The sequence below is a fragment of the Kitasatospora sp. NPDC093558 genome (assembly GCF_040683475.1).
Lineage (GTDB): Bacteria > Actinomycetota > Actinomycetes > Streptomycetales > Streptomycetaceae > Kitasatospora.
On sequence record NZ_JBFBDY010000580.1, the window covers coordinates 1 to 3,882 of the forward strand.

The 3,882-nt window shown below is 73.2% G+C and carries 4 protein-coding genes; 1 reads left to right on the forward strand and 3 read right to left on the reverse strand.

Translation table 11 applies throughout. The features are described 5' to 3' along the window. Window positions 1-929 (reverse strand): serine/threonine-protein kinase (locus tag AB0O00_RS31820; RefSeq protein ID WP_363657678.1); only part of this gene is annotated, 929 nt, incomplete at its 3' end. Window positions 930-1,059: 130 nt separating this feature from the next. Here AB0O00_RS31820 and AB0O00_RS31825 point away from each other — a divergent pair. Next, window positions 1,060-1,773 carry a hypothetical protein gene (locus AB0O00_RS31825; RefSeq protein WP_363657680.1) on the forward strand — a complete coding sequence of 238 codons (714 nt, stop codon included), beginning with the start codon at window positions 1,060-1,062 and terminating at the stop codon, window positions 1,771-1,773. A 1-nt stretch (window position 1,774) separates the two neighbouring features. Here the strand turns inward: AB0O00_RS31825 and AB0O00_RS31830 are convergent, their stop codons facing one another. Together AB0O00_RS31830 and AB0O00_RS31835 are read right to left on the reverse strand one after the other, a co-directional pair. Further along, window positions 1,775-3,478 carry an urease subunit alpha gene (locus AB0O00_RS31830; protein ID WP_363657682.1) on the reverse strand — a complete coding sequence of 568 codons (1,704 nt, stop codon included), beginning with the start codon at window positions 3,476-3,478 and terminating at the stop codon, window positions 1,775-1,777. Beyond that, a partial coding sequence (locus AB0O00_RS31835; protein ID WP_363657684.1) for an urease subunit beta occupies window positions 3,475-3,882 on the reverse strand: 408 nt, incomplete at its 5' end. The genes AB0O00_RS31830 and AB0O00_RS31835, both read right to left, overlap by 4 nt.

Sequence of the window (3,882 nt, forward strand, 5' to 3'; positions counted from 1 at the left end):
GGCACGGCGCGCGTCGTTCCGGTCCGCTCCGCCTCCAGGTCCAGCAGTTCGGAGGCCGCCCGTCCGATCGCGGCCGCCACCGGGGCCGGCAGCCAACCGCCCGTCGCCAGATCCCTGGTGGCCTCCCGGTCGTCGTCCAGCCAGGCCCGCAGCCGCTGGGGTGACGGGCGCTCGGCCGGGTCCTTGGCGAGGCAGCCGAGCAGGTTCCGGCGCAGCGACTCGCCCACCCTGAGGAGGTCGGGGTGCTCGTAGACGGCCCGGAACAGCACCTCCACGCCCGCCCCCTCCCCGTACGGGAGCACGCCGGTCGCCGCGTAGGCGAGCACCGCCCCGAGGGAGAACACGTCACTGGCCGGTCCGACCTCGTACCCCTGGGCCTGCTCCGGTGACATGAAGCCGGGCGAGCCGACCGTGTGGCCGGGTCTGGTGAGGCTGCTGCCGGCGTCCAGGGCGCGGGCGATGCCGAAGTCGATCAGCCGCGGCCCGTCCGGTGCGAGCAGCACGTTGGACGGCTTGACGTCCCGGTGCACCAGCCCGAGCGCGTGCACGTGGGCGAGGGCCTCCGCGAGCCGGACGCCGAGTGCGCGCACCGTGGCCTCCGGCAGCGGTCCGAACCTCAGGACGGCGTCGCTCAGGGACGGCCCGGCCACGTACCCGGTCGCCACCCACGGACGGTCGCCCTCGGTGTCGGCGTCCAGCACCGGCGCCGTCCACTCCCCGCCGACCCGCCGGGCGGCGTACACCTCCCGGCGGAACCTCGCCCGGAACTCCCGGTTCCCGGCCAGCTCCGGGCGCACCACCTTGACGGCCACCGTCCGCCCCCGCGCCGACCGCCCGAGGTACACCAGCCCCATGCCGCCCGCCCCGAGCCGCAGCAGCAGCCGGTACTCGCCCACCCACCGCGGATCGTCAGCCTCCAGCGACTGCATGCGCCACGCTCCCCTCGGCACGCCCAGAGGCACAAGGTACCGGTACCAATGTGCGTACGTGGCACGGTTGTTGTCACAGCCCGGCGACCACCGTCGGGACCGCCGCCCACCATGCCGATACGCTGGGGCGATGCTGCTCCCCACCGTCCCGCGCACACGCGTGTGGTCCGTCGCCAAGCCCGTCATGGACACACCCTTCGGCGCGGTGACCTTCGCGACGACGATCGGGGGCGCCACACTTCCGCCGCTGCCCGACGAGTTGTTCGAGCTCCCGGGCGGGAGGACGGTCGCGCGCTGGAAGCACCACGCGGCCCGGGTGGAGCTGCTGTTGACGCCGTACGACCCCGAGCTCGACCCCGATGAGTGGGGACAGCTGACCGACTGCCGTGCGGCGGTGTGGCGGATCGACGCCGCGTCCCCGCTGCGGAAGGTGACGTTTGCGGCGCGACTGCCCGAGCGGCTGCCGGACGGTGCCGACGCCGGCTGGGACGGCGGACAGGCACTGGCCGCGATCACGGTGGACGACGACACGACCCGCCTCACCCTCGGCGGCCACGACGAGGAGGGGATCTGCCACGCCGCCACCCAGGGCGAAGTGCCGTGCCGCTGGGCGGAATTGACAGGCGAGGTCTACCGGAACTCCTGCACCGGGTGGGGCGTCGACTTCGGCGACCACCACGGCATGACCTGGAACCTGCCCCCACTGGAGGCAGGCGACCACTGCGAACTCCCGGTCGTCGCCGCCTGGACAGCGGCCGAGGACGACACGGCGAACACCTGGTACGCCGTCCTGCCATCCCCAACCGTGCTGCTGCGCCAGGTGGTTGACTCGGTCGCCCGCTGACTCAGAGGAAGTAGAGGCGGCTGAGCGGGACCTCCTCGGCCGGGTTGGAGCGCAGGGGTGTGCCGTCGAGGGTGACCAGGCCGGCGGTCGGATGGACGTGGACGGCGCCCAGGCGGGTGTTGTGGATGAGGTCGGCGGGGCCGATGCCCCGGGTTCCGCGGACTCCGACTCTGCGGCGGCGGGTGGTCATGGCGTCGTGGGGGCGCCCCGGGGTGCCGGATTCGGCGGCGGCGTGGCTGGTGAAGGCGACGGAGAGGTCCGCCGGGGTGGCGCCGTGGGCGCCGAACAGGGGGCCCAGGACGAGGGGTTGGCAGGTTTCGGTGGCGGCGTTGGGGTCGCCGGTGACGCCGTAGGCCGGGAAGCCGGCCTTGAGGACCAGCTGCGGCTTCGCGCCGAAGAACGCGGGCTGCCACAGCACGACGTCGGCGAGCTTGCCGACCTCGATCGAGCCCACCTCGTGCGAAAGGCCGTGCGCGATGGCCGGGTTGATGGTCAGCTTCGCGATGTAGCGCAGCACGCGGGCGTTGTCGTCGTCGGGCCCGTCGCCGGCCATCGGGCCGAGTTCGGCCTTCATCTTGCCGGCCATGGCGAAGGTGCGGCGGACGGTTTCGCCGGCGCGGCCCATGCCCTGGGCGTCGGAGGAGGTGATGCCGATGGCCCCGAGGTCGTGGAGGACGTCCTCGGCGCCCATGGTGCCGGCGCGGATGCGGTCGCGGGCCATGGCGGCGTCGCCGGGGAGGTCGGTCTTGAGGGCATGGACGGAGACGATCATGCCGTAGTGCTCGGCGATCGCGTCCCGTCCGAAGGGGAGTGTCGGGTTGGTCGAGGAGCCGATGACGTTCGGCACGCCGGCCATCTTGAGGACGTTGGGGACGTGTCCGCCGCCGCAGCCCTCGATGTGGAAGGCGTGGATCGTGCGGCCCTCCAGCACGCTGAGGGTGTCCTCGACGGACAGGCACTCGTTCAACCCGTCGGTGTGCAGGGCCACTTGGACGTCGTGGGCCTCGGCGACGCGCAGCGCGGTGTCGAGCGCACGGGTGTGCGCGCCCATGTCCTCGTGCACCTTGAACCCGCACGCGCCGCCCTCGACGAGCGCCTCGACGAGCGGCGCCGGGTGGGAGGACGAACCCCGGGCCAGGAAGCCGATGTTGACGGGCCACGCGTCGAACGCGTTGAAGGCGTGCCTAAGCGCCCAGGGCGAGTTGACGCCGACGCCCCACGCCGGGCCGATCTCCTGGCCGATGATCGTGGTGACGCCGGAGGCGAGCGAGGCCTCCATGATCCGCGGCGACATGAGGTGCACATGGGTGTCGACCGCCCCGGCGGTCGCGATCAGGCCTTCGCCGGAGACGATCGTCGTGCCGGTGCCGACCACGACGTCCACGCCGTCGAGCGTGTCGGGGTTGCCGGCCCGGCCGATCGAGGCGATCCGGCCCTCCCGGATGCCGATCGACGTCTTGCGGATGCCCTGGACGGCGTCGATCACGAGGACGTTGCTGATGACGAGGTCGCAGGTGTCACGGACGGCGGCGGCCTTGAGGTGCAGGCCGTCGCGCCCGGTCTTGCCGAAGCCGACGAGGAACTCGTCGCCCGGCCGCTGGGAGTCGGACTCGACCCGGACCACGAGGCCGCTGTCGCCGAGCCGCACCCGGTCCCCGGCGCGGGGGCCGTGCACGGCGGCGTACTCGGACGGTTCGATGCTCATCGCGCGTTCTCCTGGTCGTCGGCGCACGGGTCTGGACACTCGTCGGCGCGTTCGTCGGCTCGTTCGTCGGCACACGCGTCCGCGCGCTCGTCGGCGCGTTCGTGCGCATGCTCGTCGGCGCACTCGCCAGCCCCGAGGTAGCCCTGCTCGGCGGCCCGCCGCAGGGCCTCCCGCCGGACCCGGGGCGAGTCGAGCGGTCCGTCCACGAGCCCCGCGAACCCGATCGCGACGCGCTCGCCGCCGATCGGCACCAGGCCGACCTCGACGACCGCGCCTGGGTCGAACCGGACCGACGAGCCGGCCGGGACGGCCAGGTGCGTGCCGTAGGCGGCGGCCCGGTCGAAGTCGAGGCGCGGGTTGGACTCGAAGAAGTGGAAGTGCGAGGTGACCGAGACCGGCACGTC

Coding starts and splice junctions, on each gene's coding strand:
- AB0O00_RS31825 (WP_363657680.1), top strand. CDS start 1,060: ATGCTGCTCCCCACCGTCCCGCGCACACGCGTGTGGTCCGTCGCCAAG.
- AB0O00_RS31830 (WP_363657682.1), bottom strand. CDS start 3,478: ATGAGCATCGAACCGTCCGAGTACGCCGCCGTGCACGGCCCCCGCGCC.